The sequence below is a fragment of the Chitinophaga sp. GbtcB8 genome, from assembly GCF_019091455.1.
Lineage (GTDB): Bacteria > Bacteroidota > Bacteroidia > Chitinophagales > Chitinophagaceae > Chitinophaga.
In genome coordinates this window covers 51,163-73,168 of sequence record NZ_JAGXJN010000030.1, presented here as the reverse complement: position 1 = coordinate 73,168, position 22,006 = coordinate 51,163, and the positions used below count along the sequence as shown (strand labels likewise).

At 48.5% G+C, this 22,006-nt stretch carries 17 protein-coding genes; 12 read left to right on the top strand and 5 right to left on the bottom strand.

Annotated features, from left to right (window positions below):
- Both KVT36_RS22810 and KVT36_RS22805 read right to left on the bottom strand, forming a co-directional pair.
- Entirely contained in the window at positions 1 to 1,365 is a 1,365-nt protein-coding gene (locus KVT36_RS22810; protein WP_217605756.1) for a sensor histidine kinase, read from the bottom strand.
- On the bottom strand, positions 1,349 to 2,041 hold the full coding sequence (locus tag KVT36_RS22805) for a response regulator transcription factor (RefSeq protein ID WP_217605755.1): 693 nt from the start codon (positions 2,039 to 2,041) through the stop codon (positions 1,349 to 1,351). The genes KVT36_RS22810 and KVT36_RS22805 overlap by 17 nt, the downstream gene beginning before the upstream one ends.
- 295 nt (positions 2,042 to 2,336) lie before the next feature.
- Between KVT36_RS22805 and KVT36_RS22800 the strand changes: the two genes are divergently transcribed.
- The 3 genes from KVT36_RS22800 (at position 2,337) to KVT36_RS22790 (ending at position 4,939) form a co-directional block, all read left to right on the top strand.
- The gene (locus KVT36_RS22800) at positions 2,337 to 2,885 is read left to right on the top strand and encodes a YceI family protein (protein WP_217605754.1); all 549 of its coding nucleotides are present in this window, start codon (positions 2,337 to 2,339) and stop codon (positions 2,883 to 2,885) included.
- A 196-nt stretch (positions 2,886 to 3,081) separates the two neighbouring features.
- A complete protein-coding gene (locus tag KVT36_RS22795) occupies positions 3,082 to 3,387 on the top strand; it encodes a hypothetical protein (RefSeq protein WP_217605753.1) in 306 nt (101 codons plus the stop codon).
- A 217-nt stretch (positions 3,388 to 3,604) separates the two neighbouring features.
- A complete protein-coding gene (locus tag KVT36_RS22790; RefSeq protein ID WP_217605752.1) occupies positions 3,605 to 4,939 on the top strand; it encodes a sigma-54 dependent transcriptional regulator in 1,335 nt (444 codons plus the stop codon).
- Here the strand turns inward: KVT36_RS22790 and KVT36_RS22785 are convergent.
- The 3 genes from KVT36_RS22785 to KVT36_RS22775 form a co-directional block, all read right to left on the bottom strand.
- A complete protein-coding gene (locus KVT36_RS22785; RefSeq protein ID WP_254640157.1) occupies positions 4,881 to 7,526 on the bottom strand; it encodes an ATP-binding protein in 2,646 nt (881 codons plus the stop codon). The two genes, KVT36_RS22790 and KVT36_RS22785, sit on opposite strands and share 59 nt — an antisense overlap.
- A 346-nt stretch (positions 7,527 to 7,872) precedes the next feature.
- Positions 7,873 to 8,679: a phytanoyl-CoA dioxygenase family protein gene (locus KVT36_RS22780; RefSeq protein ID WP_217605750.1), complete on the bottom strand. Its 807-nt coding sequence runs from the start codon at positions 8,677 to 8,679 to the stop codon at positions 7,873 to 7,875.
- A 380-nt stretch (positions 8,680 to 9,059) separates the two neighbouring features.
- The gene (locus KVT36_RS22775; RefSeq protein ID WP_217605749.1) at positions 9,060 to 9,848 is read right to left on the bottom strand and encodes an SDR family oxidoreductase; all 789 of its coding nucleotides are present in this window, start codon (positions 9,846 to 9,848) and stop codon (positions 9,060 to 9,062) included.
- A gap of 73 nt (positions 9,849 to 9,921) precedes the next feature.
- On the opposite strand from KVT36_RS22775, the gene KVT36_RS22770 reads away from it, so the two are divergent.
- The 9 genes from KVT36_RS22770 to KVT36_RS22730 all read left to right on the top strand — a co-directional run bounded on the left by KVT36_RS22770 (position 9,922) and on the right by KVT36_RS22730 (position 22,005).
- Positions 9,922 to 10,542 (top strand): RNA polymerase sigma factor, encoded by a 621-nt coding sequence (locus tag KVT36_RS22770; RefSeq protein WP_089907893.1) that lies wholly within the window; start codon positions 9,922 to 9,924, stop codon positions 10,540 to 10,542.
- A 45-nt stretch (positions 10,543 to 10,587) separates the two neighbouring features.
- Complete coding sequence (locus KVT36_RS22765; RefSeq protein WP_217605748.1) at positions 10,588 to 11,628, top strand: FecR family protein; 1,041 nt, start codon at positions 10,588 to 10,590, stop codon at positions 11,626 to 11,628.
- Positions 11,629 to 11,786: 158 nt separating this feature from the next.
- A complete protein-coding gene (locus KVT36_RS22760; protein ID WP_254640154.1) occupies positions 11,787 to 15,149 on the top strand; it encodes a SusC/RagA family TonB-linked outer membrane protein in 3,363 nt (1,120 codons plus the stop codon).
- Between the two features lie 25 nt (positions 15,150 to 15,174).
- Positions 15,175 to 16,731, top strand: coding sequence for a SusD/RagB family nutrient-binding outer membrane lipoprotein (locus tag KVT36_RS22755; protein WP_217605746.1), 1,557 nt, complete (start codon positions 15,175 to 15,177; stop codon positions 16,729 to 16,731).
- A 27-nt stretch (positions 16,732 to 16,758) separates the two neighbouring features.
- The gene (locus KVT36_RS22750) at positions 16,759 to 17,226 is read left to right on the top strand and encodes a RidA family protein (RefSeq protein WP_217605745.1); all 468 of its coding nucleotides are present in this window, start codon (positions 16,759 to 16,761) and stop codon (positions 17,224 to 17,226) included.
- Positions 17,227 to 17,350: 124 nt separating this feature from the next.
- Positions 17,351 to 18,580 (top strand): aminotransferase class V-fold PLP-dependent enzyme, encoded by a 1,230-nt coding sequence (locus KVT36_RS22745; protein ID WP_254640153.1) that lies wholly within the window; start codon positions 17,351 to 17,353, stop codon positions 18,578 to 18,580.
- 19 nt (positions 18,581 to 18,599) lie between these two features.
- Positions 18,600 to 19,901 carry an amidohydrolase/deacetylase family metallohydrolase gene (locus KVT36_RS22740; RefSeq protein ID WP_254640152.1) on the top strand — a complete coding sequence of 434 codons (1,302 nt, stop codon included), beginning with the start codon at positions 18,600 to 18,602 and terminating at the stop codon, positions 19,899 to 19,901.
- A gap of 21 nt (positions 19,902 to 19,922) precedes the next feature.
- Positions 19,923 to 20,858 carry an RraA family protein gene (locus KVT36_RS22735; protein ID WP_217605744.1) on the top strand — a complete coding sequence of 312 codons (936 nt, stop codon included), beginning with the start codon at positions 19,923 to 19,925 and terminating at the stop codon, positions 20,856 to 20,858.
- A gap of 19 nt (positions 20,859 to 20,877) precedes the next feature.
- Positions 20,878 to 22,005: a bile acid:sodium symporter family protein gene (locus tag KVT36_RS22730; RefSeq protein ID WP_254640151.1), complete on the top strand. Its 1,128-nt coding sequence runs from the start codon at positions 20,878 to 20,880 to the stop codon at positions 22,003 to 22,005.
- Position 22,006 lies beyond the last annotated feature (1 nt).

Genomic DNA, 22,006 nt, shown 5'->3' with positions numbered 1-22,006 from the left:
TCAGGTTATTACCGGCAGGTAAATTTTTACCACGGTGCCTGATTGTTCGCGGGCTTGTATGTCAATAGAGCCTTTGTGCAGGCGGATAATATTAAGCGTAAGCGGCAGCCCGATACCATGGCCTTCAAAGCTGCTTGTATTAGAAGCGCGGAAAAAAGGCACAAACACCTGCCCCAGCTCTGCGGAGGGAATGCCAATACCCTGGTCTGTTACCGTTATGATCAGCACCTTTTTAGTGGCTTCCAGCTGTATGGCTACCGGTTGATTGCTGGAATATTTGCAGGCATTCAATACTACATTGCTCAGCGCCATCTGCAATAAGGGCAGGTTACCCAGCGTGCTTAAATGATCCGCCTCTTCCGGCAGGTTATTAAAATCCAGCGTTATTTTATTGTCAGGATAGATCTGGTTGGCCGTGGTTTTCACAGACCATAACAGCTCATCCAGCCGTATTTTTTCCCAGGGCAGCTTTTTCCCGTCAAACCCTGTTTGGGCAAGGCTTAGCAGGCTGCTTACCAGCTGGTTTAGCCGGGCAGCTTCCTGTAAAATAAGCGTAAAGGAGGCAACCTGCTCCAAAGAGGCGCCGGTTTTTTGCATGCCCAGCTCTGCTTCCCCGGAAATAATAGTGAGCGGCGTTCTGAACTCGTGGGAGGCGTTGCTGATAAAATTATTCTGTGTTTCAAAAATAGCTTCCAGGCGGCCCAGCATATCATTAAAAGTAATGGCCAGCTCCGCGATCTCATCTTTCCCGTTGCCGGTATTTAAACGCAGGTGCAGGTTATTGGCGCTGATGCGTTGTACATTATGTATAATATCCCGCACGGGCTGAAAGATCTGCCGGCTGAATACTTTCCCCATGGTGAATACCAGTACGGAGAACACCAGGAAACCAATGAGCAATGCCTGTTTCAGGTTCTGTAATTCTTCCTTGCCATACACATCCTGCGCAGCGGTGATCACCATAAAATCCGCATCCTTACCCAGGTATAAGCCGGCATACAGCACGCTGTCGCGCACAAACCGCGCACTGCCGTTGGTAAATGCCCTTTTGTAAAAATCAGCAGGTAAGTTCACCGGGGATCTTTCCATCAGCTCACCGGTACGGGGCTGCAGCTTTATAGCATAATCTTTTTCAAAGGGCAGGTTCTCCAGCTGCTCCTCCTTTACACGGTAATAAATGTGCGTGTTGCTTTTATTATCTTCCAGGATGGCCTGCGCCACTATTTTGGCGCGTACTTCCAGGCGGTGGTAAAAATTCTGCGCGGTGCTGCGGGCAGCAAAATAATAGACGAAAAGGCTTAACAGCAGCATAATAGCGGCGGTAATAGCCGTAAAGAGGATGGTTATCTTATTCTGTATTCTCATGTTGTTCGCGCATTACATAACCCATGCCCACCACGGTGTGTATCAGTTTGGAGGAACCGGTTTTATCAATTTTTTTACGGAGGTAGTTCACATATACATCTACTACATTGGTGCCCAGGTTAAAATCAATATCCCATACGTGTTCCAGTATTTCTATGCGGGACAGTACGCGGCGCTGGTTCTTCAGCAGGAACTCCAGCAGCCGGTATTCGGTAGCAGTAAGGTTCAGGGGTTTATTATTACGGCGCACGGTTTTGGAAACGGTATCCAGCTCCAGGTCGGCAATCTGCAGCAGGCTGCTGGGGGCCTGCGTATTTTTTGAGCGGCGCGTAAGTGTGCGTACGCGTGCGCTCAGCTCCGCCAGCTTAAAGGGTTTCACCAGGTTATCGTCTGCCCCGCTATCCAGCCCTGTTACAATATTTTCCGTGGTGCCCAATGCGGTCAGCATCATAATAGGCACCTGCTCATTTTGTTTGCGTATGCTGCGGCAGATCTCTACCCCGTTAATGCCAGGCAGCATAATATCCAGTATGATCAGGTCAAAATCATGGTCGCTGGTCATTTGTAAACCGGACCAACCGTCCATGGCTACACTGATCTCATGCCCGTTATCTGCCAGCCCCCGTTTAATAAGCGATACCACATTCGGCTCGTCTTCAACCAATAATATCTTCATGCGGTTCCGTTTGGGAACGGAAAATAAGCAATTCTGCACTTAACACGTTAGTTCTATTGGAGGCTGCCTGTAAAAAAGCCGCTTTAAAGCCCCGTGGGCAGCCGGTTTTAAAGGTAAGTTTTAACGAAATGTTAAATGTGTACTAAATTATTACAAATGTTAAAAAAGTGCACTATTTCCGGCAATTTGTCCACAGCATTTGAAGGGGCTAACAATTATTTTTATACATGGAAAACGGAACGGGAATCCTGAACGTATACTTTCAGGAACCTAGGATTTAAAAAACATTACAATTATGACAACCTGGAAAATCGATGCATCACACAGCGAGGTAGGATTTAAAGTAAAACACCTGATGATCACAAACGTAAGCGGCCACTTTACCAACTTTGAAGGCACCTTACATACCAACAGCGCGGACTTTCATGATGCACGCATTACCTTTGAGGCGGATGTTAACAGTGTAACAACCAACAATGACCAGCGTGACGAACACCTGAGGACTGCCGATTTCTTCGACGGCGCACAATTTCCCAGGATATTCTTTGAATCCAAACAGGTTAAGAAGGTAGACGATGACCATTACCGCCTGATCGGCGACCTGACCATACGGGATCAAACGCATAGCATTGAGCTTTCCGTTACTTATTACGGCACCACACAAGATGCATGGGGACAAACCAAAGCTGGTTTTGAGCTGAACGGAAGACTGCACCGCTCCGACTACGGCCTGCGCTGGAGCGCTACCACTGATGCCGGTGGCCTGATACTGGGAGATGAAGTAAAGCTGCACATGAGCATACAGCTGGTGCAGGAAGTTGCTGTGAACGCAAAGATTGCGTAAAAAAACTGCTGACTTTGTACTCAACTTTGGGAATACGTCCTCAACTGTAATGTGTGGAGGGTACGCAATCCTATACGCATAAAATGCTTACTGTCAACGAGATGCGGGTTGCTAAACTTTGCTAAAAAGCATGGCACGTTTTTCACATTATATAGTTGGACTTTAGAATTCCTCCACTTTATAAAAACACTGAACAATGAAAAACTTGATGCTCTCACTGGTAGTAGTAGCACTATCAGGCGCAGTTACCGTAAATGCCAACGCACACAAACCTGTAATTGCAAAAGTGCAGCTGCAGGATGAAAAGAAACCTGTTAAGGTAGAAGAGTTACCCGATGCAGTAAAGGCAACCCTGGCTTCTGATGATTACAAAGAATGGAAAGCGGACAAAGCTTTCTGGGTAAAACCCGCTACAGGTATGGAGTATTACGAAGTTGAGCTGAAGAAAGGAGAAGAAGCCAAAACCGTAAAGTTAGATAAAGACGGTAAGGTGGTTGCCTGATCAGAAAGCCCTGGACATGCAGTAGAATAAAAATGGGAAGTCTCCCCGGACGGGGGGACTTCTCTATTTTTGTTTTATCCGGTATTGTTAACTAATATTACAGTCGAGCAATTTTAGATCTTAGATTTACGATTTTAGATTTGATCAGCGCGATTCTTATTCGCATCAATCCAGGTCTAAAATCGTAAATCTAAAATCGTAAATATATTCTGATGCCATGGCCAATATATTGTTAGTAGAGGACGACACTACATTTTCACAGATCCTGGAAGGTTTTCTCAAGAAACACGGCCATGAGGTGGATGCAGTGTATAACGTAAAGAACGGAATAAGATCACTGGAAAAAAAAGAATATGACCTGCTGTTGCTGGATTACCGGCTTACGGACGGGAACGGACTGGAAGTGTTGAATGCTACCAAGGAAAGGGGCATGCATATACCCGCCATCATTATGACCAGCTTTAATGATGTGCGTACCGCAGTGCAGGCCATGCGCTCCGGCGCCTTTGACTATATTACCAAACCTGTGAATGCAGATGAGATGCTGCTGGTGCTGAACGAAGCGCTGAACCGTAAAACCACTACTACCGCCCCTGCCACCCAGCAGCAAAATGTGTTATCCGGTTTTATTGAGGGTAATAGCGAAATTTCCAGAAAACTATATGAATACATTAAGCTGGTAGCGCCTACCGATATGTCTGTGATCATATTGGGAGAAAGCGGTACCGGTAAGGAATATGTAGCCCGCTCCATTCACAGCCTGAGCAAGCGGGCCGATAAACCTTTTATTGCAGTGGACTGCGGCGCCCTTTCCAAAGAGCTGGCCGCCAGTGAGCTGTTTGGACATGTAAAAGGCGCTTATACCGGCGCATTGCAGAACAAAAAAGGTTTGTTTGAGGCCGCTAACGGCGGCACTCTTTTCCTGGATGAGGTAGGGAACCTGAGCTACGAAGTGCAGGTGGAGCTGCTGCGCGCCCTGCAGGAGCGCGTGATACAGCCCATTGGCAGCACCCAGCAGATACGGGTGGATGTGCGGATCATTACCGCCACCAATGAAGACCTGCCCTCTGCCAACGGCAATTTCCGGGAAGACCTGTACCATCGCCTGAATGAATTTAAAATGGATGTACCGCCCCTGCGGGAACGGGAAGAAGACCTGGAAATATTTACCCAGCACTTTATAAAACTGGCTAACCAGGAGCTGGGCCGCCAGATCAAACGCCTGTCATCCGGCGCTATGACGGTGTTCCGCCAGTACGACTGGCCGGGTAACCTGCGGGAGCTAAAGAACGTGATACGCCGCATGGTGCTGTTAACGGAAAGTGAAACCGCGGGCATGGAAAGCCTGCCGGATGAAATGACCTTTTCTGTGAACCAGATGCCTAAAACCCAAAGCACAGACCTGAAGGCGCTGAATGAAGGGAATGAAAAAGAATTGATCAAGGAAATACTGCGCCAGGTAAAGAACAATAAAAGCAAGGCCGCCCGGCTGCTTAATATTGATCGAAAGACGCTTTATAAAAAGATGGAGAAGTATCAGATTGAGGGATAAACAGGGAATCTACCTTGTACAATAAGGCTTTCATGCCTACGGACAGCTCATCTACCTGCGCCACTGCATCTCCCGGTAATACAGTATTTTGTTGTAAGGCTATTTCCAGCATGCGGAAGCGGGCTGCCAGCTCACCGGCGCCTATCTGCGCGGTTCTGCCGGCCATGCGGTGCAGCAGTAAAGACACCTGCTCCATATCCTCACCCTTTGCCGCCATACAAAGCTGGTCCAGGTCATAACGGTTATCATTACTAAAACGTTCCAGTATTTTCTGGATCATGGTCTTATCGCCAAAGGTGAGCTTTTCCAGTGCAGCCAGGTCTATTTCATTATCCTCTTCCGCCTCGCTTTCATAATCCTCGTTATCTGCTTCAGGTACGTACTGCTCATCTAACAGGGATAATAGTTCTGATTCCCGGAAAGGTTTCATCAGCAGCCCGTCAAAACCGCCTTCCTGCAGCACAGCTTCCCTTTCTTCCGGCAGTGCCTGCGCGGTAAGGGCGTAGATCTTCACGGTTTCCGGAATATACCGGCGCAGGCGGCGGCAGAGTTCCGCCCCGTTCAGGCCCGGCATACGCATATCCGCCAGTATCAGTGTTACATCATCATCCCAGGGCATTTCCAGCATGGCTTCCGGCAAATGGAAGCAAATGTGCGGAATGGCATGTTTCTCAAAAATAGAGGCGCATAAATGCAAAATAAACGGATCATCATCCACCACCCATACCTTGCCTTCATAATGGCCATGGAAATGTACGGCTTCTGTATTGGGCAGGGCATTATGCATGACAGCCATTGCAAAGGGCAGCTGCACGGCAAAGCGGGAGCCTACCCCCGGTTCGCTGGTTACTTCAATGCTGCCGTTCTGCGCTTCTGTTAAGGCTTTTACAATACTTAACCCCAGGCCGGTACCGTTCTGGTGAGAGCTGTCGCCAGCCTGTTCAAACTGGTTAAAGATGCGTTGCACGTCTTTTTCAGCAATGCCTTTACCGGTATCGGCCACGGTAAAGGTGAGCAGCTGCCTATTATCCTCGGCAGAGGGCGCGCTCTCTACGGTAAGTGTTACCTGCCCTTCGTCTGTGAACTTAACGGCATTGCCCATCAGGTTATAGAGCAGCTGTTTCAGGCGGAAAGGGTCCCCGTTCACAAAAACGCCGCTATGGAGCGTGTTGTTTAACACCAGGGCCAAAGCCTTCTTTTCTGCCTGCGGGCGTATCACGGCCATTACCTCTTCCAGCAGCTGGCGCAGGTCAAAATCGCGGCGCTCAAAAGTGAACTTACCGGATATAATGCGGCTGTAATCCAGCACCTCGTTTACAATATGCAACAGGTGCTCGGAGGAGTGGAAAATAGCTTCCAGGTGTTTTTTGGAAGGTTTGTCCTGCTGCCGCAACAGGTCGGCATAACCAATAATGGACTGCAGCGGCGTGCGGATCTCGGGGCTCATATTAGCCAGGAAGCGCTGTTTGGCAGCGCCATGGTATTCTGCTTCTTCCTTGGCAATTTCCAGCTGCTGCCGGTAAGCGTTACTTTTAGTAATATCTGTAAGAATGAGGTATACCAGTATAGCCATTAGCAGCAGGAACACACACATGATAATGCTGATACGCCATACGCTGGTGCTTACCACGTTGCGGGCCTGGTAATTGTTTTGTTCCTCCTGTTTTACTACTTCTTTTTCTACTTCCTGCAGAATGGAGAGCATTTGGCTGGTGAGTACATTACTGGCATTGGCCAGCTCTATTTCCCGGTTCACAAAACGGCTGCTTTGCAGTCGGCGCTCCTTTTCATAATCCTGCATGGCCTTTTCCACCTCCCACATAATGCTGTCCTGTTTAGCCAGGGCCAGCGTATCTATTTTCACGTTCACCTCTTCCTTTACCATGCGGGTAGGGGCCTGGGAGGTAGGCGCTACTTCTGCTTCCTGTTCTGACGGCGGCGGTGCTTCTGGTTTTTTGCGGCCAAACAGGCGGCTGAAAAATCCGCTTTTTACAGGCGGAGCTTCTTCTTCTGCCTTTTCTGCGGCGGCTGCAGCAGAGTCAGAGGGGTAAATGAAGGTGGTGGAGATCTTTTTTTCCGTAGTGATCACGGTACTGTCTATCTGTGGTGCGCTGTTCAGGATCAGCTCTGAAAGGGTCTGGATCTGTTTGGTAAGATCATTATTGTTTACCAGCCCCTGCCGCACCTGTAAATAATTCAGGAACAGCTTATCCCTTTCCAGCAGCAGGTGTTTCATGGAATCCACGCGCTGGCGCTGGGCCGGGTTATCGCCATACAGCAGCTGCAGGCTATCCATAGCCACGCGCAGCATTTTAGATTCGTTCAGGAAGCTTTGGTAGGAGTTGGCTTTCAGCAATGCCTGTCTTTTCTGTAGCTGATCCAGCTGGGTAATATCCCGGAAAAGGGTGTTTACAATGCGCAGCTTTTCATTGGGTTCGGAAAGGCTTTTTACGGTGCGCAGCATTTCACGGAAAGCGGTGCGGCTCACTACCCAGGCCAGTCCCAGGGCAATACACCCCGCCAGGAAGGCAATCACCACCTTCCCTTTTACGGATCGTGTAAAAGAACTGTTACCCGGATAATTCATCAATCACATGCCTTTTTACGCTTTCAATAATACTGCTTTTTGGGCGGGTATGGAAGCGTTTTAGTAGTTTTTTAACAATAGTGCATGGTCTATAGCCGATGGTCCATGGCGTAAATCGTTAGGTTATTGACCATTTAATAGTCGATAGTCCATAACATAGATCATATGGCTATTGATCATGGACCAGATATAGTTTCCTTGCTGTTTATCTATTTGTAAACAGCGTTAAGCAACAATTTATATACCATTATTTATGATAGGCATTGATCTATAGCTATTCCATTTCCAATCCGTGCGGTATTTCAACACAGCAGACAATGATCATAGCCCGCAACCGCAGGCGGCCCTACTTCACCAACCCCGCAAAGCGCTGGTAAAACAATGTTGGGCTGTACTCATTCCTGGGCGCATATTTGCCGGCAATTAAAGGTACATAGATCACGCGGCGGCGGCTTTCTTCCCCGCTGCGCTGTGACTGCGCTACGCGATGCCATAACCGCCCATCATGCACAGTAAGGTCGCCGGCAGTAGGTAAAATAGCTACCTCATCAGGGTCAGTGCTATGATCAAGGAAATAGAGCTTGCGGAACAGGAAATTGAAGAGGTTTTGCTGATGGGTGCCCGGTATAATACGCAGGCCGCCGTTTTCCCGTTGCTGGGTGCTCAGGTGAATGCCTACATTCAGCATGGGATTCAGGCGGGTGCCATAAAACAGGTCGCGCAAACCATCCGTATGCCAGCCCATCTTCGTGAATTTACTCAAAGGTCCGTTTACGTAATGGTTAAATACCATCCCATCTTTTTCATCAGTACCTATGCGTGAGCCGGGGCCAATCAGGTCCAGCAGGGCGTTTAAGCGCGGATCACGCAGCAGGTCCGCTAATATGGAGGAGTGCTGGTTAATAAAAGCAAAGCGTTGTACAATGGATTGGCCGTTCAGGTCCTTACCATATTTAATAGGTACGCCATTCACTTTCTCTATGCCTTCGCTGATCCATTTTTGCTGTACGGCATCTGCTGCATTTATAATGTCCTGCACATCAGCAGGGGAGAGGAATTGCTTAAAATGTATAAAACCGTTGGCGGCAAAAAAAGCCTGTTGCTCGTCAGTGAGTGTTCCGTTTAATGTGAACACGGGATATTGGTTGTGCATGATAATGATCGTTTAAATGTAAAAGACAGGTTGTTGCATCCGGTGCGTATAGGCGCCGGCGTAATGAGGATAATAATATAGGAGGGAGATTAGCAACAACAACAACAACCCGTGCTGCAGTGGATCCTGGCACAGAAGGTAAGAAAGCGGTTGTTGGGTACAGAAGACATGATAAATGCTATTTGTCCATCAATTTAGTAGACTAAAGATAGGGATTAATCCGGAAATAGAACGCAACTGCAGAAAAAATTTTTGTGTGGTAGTGCAGTGGGCATAAAAATGTAAAAATGTAAAATTTTAAATCTCAAATGCAAAATGTAAAAGGTGAATGCAGCGGTTACGCTCCACCAACTTTTACATTTTGCATTTTATATTCCAGGTTACTTATCCTTATACAACCCTGCCGCAATATGCTCTATCAATGCCTTGGGCAGCAGCCGTGTGCCGATGGCCGACAGCATATTCAGCGCGCCGGGTATGATCTCTGCTTTCTTTGCAAACAGGCCTTTCAGGGCTGCCTTCGCTACCTGGTCGGGGTGCATACCATATTTTTCAGCAGCAGCTTTAATGGTTTTAATATCCTGCATGCCCGCACGTTCCAGGAAATTGGTGTTCACCGGCCCGGGGCACAGGCAGCTTACGCTGATGTGTGTACGTTTCAGCTCGTGCCGTAATCCCCGGGTAAAGCCCAGCATAAAGGATTTGGAGGCTGCGTACAGCGTCATGCCGGGTACGGCCTGGTAAGCAGCCGTGCTGCTTACATTCAGTATATAAGCCTGCGGATGTTGTTTTAGCAGGGGGATCATATAATAGGTTAGCTCCAGGGGCGCCTGCATGTTCAGCTGCAGCATGTTACGTTGTTCATCCAGGGACAGTTCATCAAAATATCCCCAGATGCCATATCCGGCATTGTTAATCAGCAGGCTGATGTCCCACTTATGTTGTATGCACCAGTCATATACCTGCAGTGCGGCGCCTGGCGCAGAAAGGTCTGCAGCCAGGTAATGAACGCTTACTTTATACTGGCCGGCCAGGCTGGCTGCTAATGCCTGCAACTCGCTCTCAGAGCGGGATACCAGCAACAGGTTGTATTGTTTTTGAGCAAGCTGCTGCGCCAGTGAACGGCCTATTCCCCTGCTGGCTCCTGTAATAAGTGCGTATGAAGACATGGTGTTAATTTAGATTTTTTTTGTATTATTAACCCATCCTCCTTTATTCATACTAAAATCTAACAGCCGGTGCATGCAAGGTGAAAACCATTTAATATGGTGGAACGCGTTTAAACAGGGCGATTGGAGTGCTTATACATCATTGTACGAAGCTTTTTATACGCCGTTAAACAATTATGGAGCTAAGTTCACTGCAGATGCGGATCTGGTGCAGGATGCCATCCACGATCTGTTTGTGCAGCTATGGACCAGCCGCCAGAACCTTGGTATGCCTGCCTCTGTAAAAAATTACCTCTACAAATCCCTGCGCACCTTATTGTTCAGGCGTATCCAATCCCAGGCAAAGGTGGTGAACCTGGATGGCGCCGCCAGCAGCAATGGTTTTCACGTAACCTTTAAACAGGAGCAAACCCATAAGGTGGAAGAACAGGAGCTGCGCATGCAGGTAGCTGCCATGGTAAGCCAGCTCTCAGACCGGCAGCAGGAAATAGTTTTCCTCCGTTTTTATGAAGGCGCCTCTTATGATGAGATAGCGGACATAATGGGCATCAGCACTAATTCCGCTTATAAGCTATTATATAAGGCCCTGGACAGCCTGCAGCAAATTTTAAATAAGCGCTCTTTTGCCCTGCTGTGCAGCCTTTTACTACAAGGAGAAATATTTTTTAAAAATTTCCTGAAAACGGAGGGATAATTTTTCCTCTTTTTGTCTAATAGTAATAAACCGCCCATTAATTACATGTATAGCGACAAATACATAACATATACTTTACAGGATTTCCTGGATGATGATGTATTTGTCAAATGGGCAACCGGTGCAGCAACAGATGCTGACACCGATACGTTCTGGAGTTCTTTTACAATTGTATACCCGCAGCAGGCGGATAACTTCCGGCAGGCATTGCAGTTCATACAAACCTACCGTACGCAGGAGGTAATAACAGGGGCCGACCGCAAAGCGCAGCTCTGGCAGCAGATCACGCAAACCATACAGGAGCAGCCGGCTGCCCCTGCCAAAGTAAAATGGCTGCGCCCCTGGATGAAAGTAGCTGCTGCTATGCTGGTAATTATAGCCACCGGCACGCTGTTGCTGAACACTTACCGTAAACAGGTAGTGGACACGGAGTATGGAGAGAAGCGTACTATAACCTTACCGGATAACTCCGTAGTAATATTAAATGCCAACTCAAGCCTGCACTATGCCCGCCAATGGGATACCAGCGCACCGCGTGAAGTGTGGATAGAGGGAGAAGCTTTTTTTGATGTAGCACATATTAATAAAGATGCAGGGCACATTCGCCCCCACGAAAGATTTCTTGTACATAGCAAAGGTTTAACAATAGAAGTATTAGGCACTTCCTTTAATGTGAAGAGCCGCCACGGAAAAACTAATATAGGACTCGTAACAGGTAAAATAAAAGTAGACTACGCAGGTACAACCAATAGGCCGGCTATTGTGATGTTACCAGGCGACTACGTAGAGTACGGCGGCCAATCGCTGCTGCGCAACCAAAAGCTAGAAAGGCCAGAAAAGCTAAAGGACTGGACCAGAAAGGAAATAATCTTTACCGATGCCGCACTGGAGGACATTATTGAAACGCTCCAGGATAACTATGGCTATACTATTGAAACAAAGGGCGACAACATCCGGCGCATGAAGATCGAAGGCGAGATCAATGTGGCCAATGTTGATGAGCTCCTGGCTGTTATCTCTACCACGTTAAACGTAAAAGTGAACAAATCTTCAGAAAAACATCTGGTGTTTTATTTAGGTAGATAGCGGGAATATCTGCTAAAAAAAAAGACATGCAACGAACAGACCAAAATCTCTTTTTGGGGCTACTCTGCTATGCCCTCATGTTTGGTATGGGAACTCCTGTAATTGCACAAACACAAATAGGTAAAGTGTATGCATCCAGACAATCTAATCTATTCCACATGTCCTCTTCCCAGGGAGGAGGTACTAACCGGGCTACCGTTTCCTTAAAGGAAGGGCTGGACCGTCTCCGGAAATTCCACAATATCCGTATTGCATACCGCGAAGGCCTGCTGGATGGAAAAACCATTCCTGCAGCCCTGCTGGACAAAACAGAGAAAATGGATCCGGAAGCCGCGCTGAAACAATTGCTGTCAGATCAGCATCTCGAATACAAACGTATTAACAACAAACAATTTTCCATCTTCAACCCGGTAAGCGCCACCGATAGCTTATATAGTATGGTAAGCCTTTATATGCGGGCAGATAAGATAAAGGGCCGCATTGTGTCTGCCAAAGACAGCGGTGCCATACCCGGCGCTACCATTTATGTGAAAGGTGATCCTTCCACTGCAACTATGGCGGATGGTGAAGGTAACTTTGTGCTCACATTAAAGGAGAACCAGAAAGGCGCTACCCTGGTGCTCATAATATCTTCCATAGGATTTGCACAACAGGAGATCACTGTTTCCGACCCTAATGCCACTATCACGGTAACTATGCAGGATTCCAATAAATCACTCTCCGAAGTAGTGGTAACGGCGTTGGGCATACGAAAAGAAAAGAAAGCATTGGCTTTTGCTGTAACAGAAGTGAACGGCAGTGAATTTACCCGTGCGCGGGAAATTAACGTAGCCAATGCTTTGAGCGGTAAGGTAGCAGGGGTGAACGCTACCAGCCTGGCCAGTGGCCCGGGTAGCTCCAGCCGCGTGATCATACGCGGTAACGGCTCACTGAATGGCGATAACCAACCATTATATGTGGTCAACGGTATGCCTATAGACAATACCACGCCCGGCGGCAGCCCAACTACCGGCGACGGAGGTTTGAACGTGGACAGGGGCGATGGTATTGGAGGCATTAACCCGGATGATATAGAAACCATGAGCGTATTGAAAGGGGGACCAGCCGCTGCGCTATACGGTTCCCGTGCAGCCAACGGTGTTATCCTGATTACTACAAAGAAAGGTCGCGCAAGGAAAGGTATAGGGGTTGACTATAACACCACGCTTACACTGGAAACCCCTTCCGTTGTTCCGGACTGGCAATATGAATATGGCCAGGGAAATGGAAGAATGAAACCGGCGACGCAGCAGCAGGCCATTGACTGGGGGCGCCATTCATTTGGTGCTCCCATGGATGGCCAGCTATACACCGCGTTTGATGGTAAGCAACATCCTTATTCTCCGCAAAAAGATAATATCAAGAACTTCTATAACACCGGTACTACCTTCATTAATACACTGGCATTTAACGGCGGCACAGAAGCTATCAACTACCGTTTCTCTTTATCCAATACCGACAGCAAAAGCATTTTACCTAATTCTTCCATTAATAAGAAGATCGCTAACCTGAATGTGAATGCCTTCCTGGGTAAAAAGATCAGCATTGAAGCCGTAGCACAGTATAACGTAGAAAATGCCAAGAATAGACCCAGCGCCGGTGATGCACCCGGTAACCCTAACTGGGCCGTGTACATGGTTGCCAATACGGTAGACATCCGCTCCCTGGCCCCGGGATATGATTCAACCGGCCGGGAGACACAGTGGAATGAAACGCCCTATGCGTCCAACTCTTACTTTGTAATTAACCGGTTTAAGAATAACGATACCAAGAACCGTTTTATAGGCCAGGCCAGCATCCGCTACGACATTTTGCCCAACCTGTTCGTGAAAGGAAATGTAAGCCGCGATTTCTTTAACTATGATTTCGTAGGTATTATTCCTACCGGTACCGTATACTCCCAGGGAACAGCCGGCAGCGGTATTTACAGCGGCAAAAGAGTATCCGTAGCAGAAACCAATGCCATGCTTACCTTAAACTACAATGCCAAGATCCGCAACTTTGGGTTGAATGTGCTGGCAGGCGGCAACAAGCGTAAATACAGCAGTGATGAAACGGATATTGACGGCGCGCAGTTTGTAATACCGTTCTTTTACAGCTACACCAACCTGTCAACAGTAACTACAAAGCCTATACGTAACCGTACCGCTACCAACTCCGTGTTCGGATCAGTAGACCTGGATTACAAATCTATCATCTTCCTGACCCTGACCGGCCGTAACGACTGGTTCTCTACTTTAAGCCCTGCCAACAACAGCATTTTTTACCCGGCCATCGGTACCAGCTTTATACTGTCTGATGCCGTGAAGCTGCCTTCTTTCGTAAACTTTGCCAAGCTCCGCGCCTCCTGGGCGCAGGTGGGCGGCGCCACACCGGATCCTTACATCCTGAACCAAACCTATACCAGCGTACAGGGCGGCCACCTGGGCCAGCCGGTACAGCAGGTTACCACTTCCAATAACGTAAACCTGGTAACCAATTCATCGCTGAAACCATTAACCTCTACTACCTATGAGGCAGGTTTGGAAGCGCAGTTCCTGAACAACCGTTTAGGCATTGACCTTACATTCTACGACCGTAAAACAACAAATGATATTGTGCGTACCGCTATCTCCCGCGCATCCGGTTATAATGATGCGTTGCTGAATGTGGGCGAGCTGGATAACAAAGGCGTTGAGCTGTTACTGACCGGCACTCCTGTAAAAGGCAAGGATTTTTCCTGGAATGTAAGCTATAACGTGGCCTATAATAAAAGTGAGGTAGTAAAGCTGGCCGAAGGATTGAACACCATACAAATGGCCAGCAGCGTAGGCGGATGGGCCTTTGTGCATAACACCGTAGGCAGCCCTTACGGTATTATCAAGGGTTATAAAATGGCGGTGAATGAAAAAGGACAAAAGATCTACGGCCCTAACGGGTACGAGGTAAAGAGCGACCTGGTAGAATTGGGTAAAGGCGTACCGCCGCTGACCATGGGTATTACCAATACCTTCAACTACAAACGTATGTCGCTGGAATTTTTGGTGGATGGTAAGTTTGGTAACAAGGTGTTTTCTACTATGGATGTATATGGCACCCGTTTTGGCTTGCACAAACAAACGCTGCCCGGCAGGGATGAAGGTTTGGAGCTGGATGGGGTAGACCAGAACGGCAATCCTTACCCGCACACCATACCGGTAGCTAACCTGCGCCAGTATTATGATAACTGGAAAAACTTCACCGATCACTTTATACAGGATGGCAGTTTTGTAAAACTGCGCCAGGTAATATTAAGCTACCAGGTGCCGCTGGATCATATCTGGAAACTGAAAATGCAGTCTGTAGATGTGTCTTTCGTAGCACGTAACCTATGGACCATCTATAAGAAAACAGACAACTTTGATCCTGAATCCAGCTATACCAGCGGTAACGCGCAGGGCTTTGAAGCCTTTGCAGTACCCCGGACCCGGAGCTATGGTTTTAACCTGATGGTGAAATTCTAATTCTTCACACTTTACACCAAGAGATATGTTAAGGAGAATAAACAAACTGATATATGTTGCTGTAATGGGTGTGTTTGCATTACAGGCCTGTGATAAGGGATTTGAGGAAATGAACGTGAACCCCGATGCCTCCCCCTCAGCCCTGCCTGAATATATGTTCAGCAAGGCTTTGATGGATGGTATCAGCGGCGGGTATGGCACCACTACCACCACCTATTATTCCACCAGCGTGGTATGTGCCGGTGGCGCTATGCAGCACTTTGCTACCTATAAGGATGTGCCGGGCCTGGGCGATAAGTATTACTGGCAGCAGGGTAGCTATCCTTATGCTTTTTTTGAGAACACCTATCCCGGTGCAGTAAATGAAATTGCAACGGTGATCAACACGCTGAGTGAGGATGCCGCTGCTAATGTGAACAAGCTGTCTATTTCCCGCATCTGGCGCGTATATATTCTGCACCGCATGACAGATCTGTTTGGCGATGTACCCTACTCCGCCGCAGTAAAGGGATATACCGACAATGATTTTACACCCGTATATGATCAGCAGTCTGCTATTTATGCAGACATGCTGAAAGAGCTGGATGAAGCCACTGCCGCCATGGTAGAAGGCAGCGCTACCTTTGGCGCCGGTGATTTCATTTACAACGGCAATGTGGGAAGGTGGAAAAAACTCGGTTACTCTTTAATGCTGCGTTTAGGCATGCGATTAACCAAAAGAGATGCTGCCATGGCCCAAACCTGGGTGCAGAAAGCCATAGCCGGTGGTGTGATCACTACCGATGCTGACCGGGCATATATGAAGTATGCAGATGGCCCGCAGAACTACAACCAGAACCCGGCTTCCTTTGATATGCTGGCCAATAACTTTGCCGCTGCTGATGGTAACCTGAATACAGAAGGCGGTAAATATGCCAGGACCTTTATTGATTTCATGCGTACCAATAATGACCCGCGCCTGCCGGTATTATCTATTGTATATGTGAATAAGAAGGCAGATACCAGTGTGGCCATACAAAGAGGTATGCCCAATGGCATCCTGGGCAAGCCGGATTCATTTTACCTGTACTCAGAACCTAACCCGGCCACTATTTTACAAAAGTCTGCACCTTACATTGTAATGAGCGCTGCAGAGGTGAACCTGTTGCTGGCAGAAGCTGCTTCCCGCGGCTGGTACTCCGGCGACGCTGCTGCTGCCTATGCAGCCGGCATTACCTCTGGAATGACCAACTGGAGCCTGTTTGGCGCGGGTGGCGTTATCAGCACAGAAAAGATAGCTGCCTATATAGCAGCGCATCCTTTCAACAGCGGCGCTGCCCTGGAGCAGAAGATGAACCAGATCCATACACAAATGTGGATAGCCCTGTTCCTGGATGAGCAGGAAGTATGGTCTAACTGGCGCCGTACCGGTTACCCGGTGTTAACACCCGTGAATGTACCAGGTAATAATACCGGCGGTGTTATACCGCGCCGCCTTATTTACCCGCCTTCTGAAGAAAGTGTGAACAGCGCCAATTTCCTGACAGCCGTGCAGCGCCAGGGCGCCAATAATTTTACTACCCGCGTATGGTGGGATAAATAGGAGCTCACCTCAAAAATCCATATAGATATGATAAACGAAAGAAGAAACGTACTCAAGAAACTTTTTGCTTCCGTGGCAGGCATAGCCGGTTTAAATGCCGTAGCCAAAGCAGCCGGCACCGTTACCCGCAGCAATACAGAGAAAATAGTAAATGGCGTGGTGTACGACCAGGAAATACCCTTGTTCTCCAGCGTTACCAAACATAACGGGCTGGTATTCCTGGCCGGCATAGGCGCCCACTTTGAAGGCGATATTAAAGCGCATACGGACCATGTACTCAAAGAAATGGAAGCCCAGCTGAAAAAGGCCGGCACTTCTATGGACAAAGTATTAAAGGTAAGTGTGTTCCTGCACGACCTGAACGATTATAAAGCCATGAACGAGGTGTTCCGCGGCCGTTTTGGCGCTAACCCGCCGGTACGTACAACCGTTGCCGTGTATGGCGGCGTGCCGGGAGATTCGCTGGTAGAGATGGATTGCATAGCAGCACAATAACGAAGAAGGAAGCAGGATGTAAAAAGTAAGATGCCCGCATTTTGAGTGCCTGGAATTCATACGGAATGCATCCTGCCTCCTGCTTCTATATACTTCTCTTTTTTCCTTTTTTCAAAATCCTTTTATGATTACGCGCAGAAAATTAATACGAAATCTTTCTGCCGTCCCCCTATTGGGTGGACTGGCAGGTACCGCCAAAGCATTACCCTTCCTGGACGTGACCAGCACCGCACCCGCTAAAGATTATTTCAAAGAGCTGGGGGTACGCACCTTTATAAATGCTGCCGGCACTTATACCGCCATGACCGGCTCTTTGATGCTGCCGGAAGTGCTGGCCGCCATACAATATGCCTCCAAAGACTTTGTGATGCTGGATGACCTGCAGGACAAGGTGGGCAAACGCATTGCATCCCTGGTGCACAGTGAATATGCCGTGGTTACCTCCGGCGCCTTTTCCGCCATCACCCTGGGTTTAACCGGCGTATTAACCGGCCCGGATGAAAAAAAAGCAGCAGCTATTCCGCACCTGGAAGGCACCGGCATGAAAACAGAAGTGATCATGCTGAAAGCGCACGATATTCCCTACGCCCATGCATTAAAAAATACCGGCGTAAAAGTGTTGCAGGTAGATACCCGGGAAGAGCTGGAAAAGGCCATCAATGACCAGACCGCGATGCTCTTTTTTGTAAATGCTAACAACTTTGACGGTAAGGTACAGGTAGAGGAATTTATACAAATAGCCAAAGCGCATAACCTGCCGGCTATGATAGATTGTGCGGCCGATGTACCACCGGTTGAGAACCTGTGGCGGTTTACCAAAATGGGGTATGACATGGTTTGTTTTTCAGGTGGTAAAGGCATTCGCGGCCCGCAAAGCGCCGGTTTGTTATTAGGCGCTGAAAAATATATTAAACCCGCCCGCTTAAGTATGGCGCCCCGTGGTAATACCGTGGGCCGTGGTATGAAGATCAATAAAGAAGAGATCCTGGGTATGATGGTAGCGCTGGAATACTACCTGGCAAAAGACCACGCCAAAGAATGGAAGATGTGGGAGGAGCAGATAGCGCTGGTGGGCAATGCCGCCAAATCCGTACCCGGTGTGGTAACAGAGGTGAAAGTACCGGCAGTGGCCAATCACATTCCTACCTTACACGTATCCTGGGATGAGAAAAAGATACCGGTAACCGCCGCAGACCTGCGAGATAGGCTGCGCAAAGGCAATCCATCTATAGAAGTAGCAGACGGCCAGCCGGGAAATAAATACGCTATCAGCATTACCACCTGGATGCTGGTACCCGGACAGGAAAAGATAGTAGCAGCAAGGCTGAAGGAAGTACTGTCACAGGGAGCTTAATTTCATAAAACATACGCTTATGAAACGGATGATCAGGAACGGAAGCCTGCTGATCATATGCCTGGTATTATGCCGGGCGCAGGTAACCCATGCACAAAAATACAGCCTGCTGATAAAAGGGGGCCACGTCATCGATCCAAAGAATAATATTGACCGTATTATGGATGTTGCCATCACGGCGGATACCATTGCAGCCCTAGCCGCTGATATTGATACAGCGCAGGCCAGGAAGGTGATCCATGCGGAAGGGATGTATGTAACGCCCGGATTAATAGACATACACTCCCACAACTTTGCAGGCACAGAGGAGAACCATTATCTCTGTAACGGTTATACGGCCCTGGCGCCGGATGGTTTTACTTTCCGCTGCGGCGTTACCACTGTGGTGGATGCAGGCAGCTCCGGCTGGCGCAGCTTTGAAAAATTCAGAACACAAACCATACAGCACTCGCAAACGCGGGTGCTTGCTTTCCTGAACATTGTGGGAGAAGGTATGCGCGGCGGCGTGTATGAGCAGAATACGGCCGATATGGACGCCAAGATGACGGCGTTAACTATCCTTCACAATAAACAGTATGTGGTAGGCATTAAAGTAGCGCACTATGTAGGTGCAGAATGGACGCCGGTAGACCGGGCCGTGGAAGCCGGTAAAATGGCCGGGGTACCGGTGATGATAGATTTTGGCGAACAGCGCCCCGCGTTGTCGCTGGACTCTTTGTTTATGACACACCTGCGGCCCGGCGATATTTTTACACATGCCTATGCCAAATTAAGAAGCCGTATGGCTATTGTAAATGACCAGGGGCAGCTGCAGCCTTTTGCCCTTGCCGCCCGTAAAAAAGGGATTGTTTTTGATGTGGGCCACGGCGGTTCCAGCTTTTCCTTTTCACAGGCCATACCGGCCCTGAAAGCAGGTTTTTATCCCTCCACCATCAGCACAGATATTCATGCCACCAGCATGAATGCCGGTATGAAGGATATGCTGAACGTGATGTCCAAGTTCCTGAACATGGGTATGGATGTAAGCAGCGTTATCAAAGCATCTACCTGGGAGCCGGCTAAGACTATTCAGCATGAGGAATTGGGCAACCTCTCCAAAGGAGCGGTGGCAGATATTGCCATTCTGCAGGTGATGAAAGGTAAGTTTGGTTTTATTGATGCCAGCGGCTCCCGTATGGACGGGAACCAGAAGCTGGAATGTGAGCTGACCATGCGGGCCGGCAGGATTGTGTATGACCTGAATGGACTGGCCAGTGTGCCTTACCAGGCAAACACCACTACCGTAGCAGTAGATGAGCATGCCAGCGGCGCTGAAAATTAATTCCACTGAAACCGATAAAGGATGAAATATAAAATAGTATACCCGTTAACATTATTACTGGCATTGCTGGTTTATTTGCCGGCTGCTATACACGCACAAACCATATCCAAAGAAGAGCTCATCTTTCTCACGGCCGCCTGGAAGGGTGAACGTTTTCCCGATGGGCGGCCGAAAATACCCGATAGCCTGGTGGAGAAAGCCAGGCATATTGGTATTGAAGAAGCATGGACCATACTGGATAATGACGGTTACCACTGCCAGTTTGAAGGCAGCTGGAAAATACTGCACCCGGATACGCCCATTATAGGCAGGGCGGTAACCGCCCAGTTTATGCCCTCCCGCCCGGATGTGGAAAAGAGCATCCTGGACAGGGGCCATAACAAAGGGTTTAAAGGCAATACCAATTCCTGGCCCATTCAGCAGCTTACCAAAGGCGATGTGTATGTGGCCGATGGTTTTGGCAAGATCGCAGAAGGTACTTTGATAGGGGATAACCTGGGCAATGCCATTTTTGCCCGCACCGGCAACGGAGTAGTGTTTGATGGAGCTGCCCGCGATATTGAAGGCCTGGCGGACATTCCAGGCTTTAATGCTTTTGTGCGCGACTGGGATCCTTCCTATTTGAAGAACGAGGTGCTGATGGGATTGAACACACCTATTCGTATAGGCAAGGCCGTTGTTTTGCCCGGCGACCTGGTGCTGGCGCAGCGTGAGGGTATTTTATTCATACCCGCCCATATGGCGGAAAAGGTGATCAACACCGCCATTTTTATTGGCATGAAAGATGAATTTGGCCATGCCATGTTAAAGTCCGGCAAGTATACCCCCGGTGAAATTGATAACCAGTGGACGGATAAAATAAAAGAAGAATTCCTGTTATGGCTGCAGCAGCACCCGGGTCCTATACAGCTGAACCGCACCACGCTTGATCAATATTTGCAGGGAAGAACCTGGTAAGCTTTTAAACTGATACAAAATGTTATTCACAAACAAACCCGGCCTGTTCCTTGGCATCACTGCTTTCCTGCTGCTGGTTACCAATGTGGTGTTATTTACCATGGGGGAGATGGATGAAGCAGGGCCGTTTATGATAGCCTTCTGGATGGTGCTGGGCTTATTATGCAACCGGCAGGCGGATACTAAAGGTTACGTATACACGCTGATGATCTTTGCTGCTGTTACAGCAGCGCTTTATTACCCGCAGCCTTTTATTAATCCGCAGGGATACGATCTTTCCAAACTTATAACACCACTTATACAGATCATTATGTTTGGTATGGGTACTTCTATGAGCCTGCGCGATTTTTATGGTGTGGTAAAAATGCCGGCCGGTGTGTTTGTAGGTATTACCTGCCATTTTACCATTATGCCGCTGGTAGGTTTACTGCTGGCCACCACGCTGCACTTTCCGCCGGAAATAGCCGCCGGTGTTATCCTGATTGGTTCTGCACCCTGCGGTATGGCCTCTAACGTGATCTCTTACCTGGCTAAGGCCAACCTGGCATTATCTGTTACGCTTACCGCTGTATCTACGCTGCTGGCGCCGTTTATAACGCCTTTGCTCATGCAATGGCTGGCTGGTAATTATATTGAAATAAGCGTACAGAAAATGATGTGGGATATTGCCAAAATGGTATTGATCCCTGTAGCCGGCGGTTTGATCTTTAATCATTTCCTGAGTGGAAAAATAGGCTGGCTGGATAAGCTGATGCCCAAGCTTTCCATGGCAGCTATTGCATTTATTATTGTGATCATTACAGCGCATGGCCGTGAGAGTTTGTTAACAGTAGGCCCTTTGTTGGTAATAGCAGGTTTGGTGCATAACCTTTCCGGTTATACGCTGGGTTACTGGTTTTGCCGTTTAATACGTATGAAAGAGCAGGACTGCCGTACCATTGCCATAGAGGTAGGTATGCAGAACGGCGGCCTGGCATCGGCCATTGCAAAAGAAATGGGCCGTATTGCAACCGTTGGCCTGGCGCCGGCCATCTTTGGCCCGGTGATGAATATTACCGGCTCCCTGCTGGCTTCCTGGTGGCACCGCCGCCCGCCGGAAGATGAGGAAGCGACCACGCCCGTGGCGGAGCAGGCAGCTGCGTTCTAGC

What these genes read in the sequence shown, in the direction of transcription:
- KVT36_RS22810 (WP_217605756.1), bottom strand. Translation starts at nt 1,365, where the DNA reads ATGAGAATACAGAATAAGATAACCATCCTCTTTACGGCTATTACCGCC.
- KVT36_RS22805 (WP_217605755.1), bottom strand. Translation starts at nt 2,041, where the DNA reads ATGAAGATATTATTGGTTGAAGACGAGCCGAATGTGGTATCGCTTATT.
- KVT36_RS22800 (WP_217605754.1), top strand. Translation starts at nt 2,337, where the DNA reads ATGACAACCTGGAAAATCGATGCATCACACAGCGAGGTAGGATTTAAA.
- KVT36_RS22795 (WP_217605753.1), top strand. Translation starts at nt 3,082, where the DNA reads ATGAAAAACTTGATGCTCTCACTGGTAGTAGTAGCACTATCAGGCGCA.
- KVT36_RS22790 (WP_217605752.1), top strand. Translation starts at nt 3,605, where the DNA reads ATGGCCAATATATTGTTAGTAGAGGACGACACTACATTTTCACAGATC.
- KVT36_RS22785 (WP_254640157.1), bottom strand. Translation starts at nt 7,526, where the DNA reads ATGAATTATCCGGGTAACAGTTCTTTTACACGATCCGTAAAAGGGAAG.
- KVT36_RS22780 (WP_217605750.1), bottom strand. Translation starts at nt 8,679, where the DNA reads ATGCACAACCAATATCCCGTGTTCACATTAAACGGAACACTCACTGAC.
- KVT36_RS22775 (WP_217605749.1), bottom strand. Translation starts at nt 9,848, where the DNA reads ATGTCTTCATACGCACTTATTACAGGAGCCAGCAGGGGAATAGGCCGT.
- KVT36_RS22770 (WP_089907893.1), top strand. Translation starts at nt 9,922, where the DNA reads ATGCAAGGTGAAAACCATTTAATATGGTGGAACGCGTTTAAACAGGGC.
- KVT36_RS22765 (WP_217605748.1), top strand. Translation starts at nt 10,588, where the DNA reads ATGTATAGCGACAAATACATAACATATACTTTACAGGATTTCCTGGAT.
- KVT36_RS22760 (WP_254640154.1), top strand. Translation starts at nt 11,787, where the DNA reads ATGTCCTCTTCCCAGGGAGGAGGTACTAACCGGGCTACCGTTTCCTTA.
- KVT36_RS22755 (WP_217605746.1), top strand. Translation starts at nt 15,175, where the DNA reads ATGTTAAGGAGAATAAACAAACTGATATATGTTGCTGTAATGGGTGTG.
- KVT36_RS22750 (WP_217605745.1), top strand. Translation starts at nt 16,759, where the DNA reads ATGATAAACGAAAGAAGAAACGTACTCAAGAAACTTTTTGCTTCCGTG.
- KVT36_RS22745 (WP_254640153.1), top strand. Translation starts at nt 17,351, where the DNA reads ATGATTACGCGCAGAAAATTAATACGAAATCTTTCTGCCGTCCCCCTA.
- KVT36_RS22740 (WP_254640152.1), top strand. Translation starts at nt 18,600, where the DNA reads ATGAAACGGATGATCAGGAACGGAAGCCTGCTGATCATATGCCTGGTA.
- KVT36_RS22735 (WP_217605744.1), top strand. Translation starts at nt 19,923, where the DNA reads ATGAAATATAAAATAGTATACCCGTTAACATTATTACTGGCATTGCTG.
- KVT36_RS22730 (WP_254640151.1), top strand. Translation starts at nt 20,878, where the DNA reads ATGTTATTCACAAACAAACCCGGCCTGTTCCTTGGCATCACTGCTTTC.